This is a genomic window from Ochrobactrum sp. SFR4 (assembly GCF_019730395.1).
GTDB lineage: Bacteria > Pseudomonadota > Alphaproteobacteria > Rhizobiales > Rhizobiaceae > Pseudochrobactrum.
Genome location: NZ_JAAPBB010000439.1, coordinates 1 through 339, shown reverse-complemented (window position 1 = coordinate 339; position 339 = coordinate 1). Strand labels below are relative to the sequence as shown.

Below are 339 nucleotides of genomic sequence, written 5' to 3'. Positions count from 1 at the left end.
CCATCAACCAGAGGTCAGCGCTTTCTAAGGCAGCGTCTTGACGAGTGGCTTTCATCATTAGATCGTAATGCGGACTATTCAAACCTATCCGCTTTAGAGGCATGGAAGGCAAGAAAACATGCGCGTACCTCTTAAGGGATTGCATAAGGTAAAAAAGCGCTTATCAGACGGGAAAATTCATACATATTATTATGCATGGAGAGGTGGCCCTCGCCTCTCGATAGACCCAGTTAAAGACCCCGCCGGATTTGTATCCGAGTTCAATGCAATTTCTAAAGCAGCTGTGCAGCCTGACAATGAAAGCCTTGCCGGGCTTATCACCCAATACAAATCATCACC

1 pseudogene is annotated in these 339 nt (G+C 46.6%); it reads left to right on the top strand.

What is annotated here, in order from left to right:
* Nucleotides 1-118: 118 nt before the first annotated feature.
* Nucleotides 119-339, top strand: a pseudogene (locus HBA93_RS19725) (integrase); the annotation flags it as partial.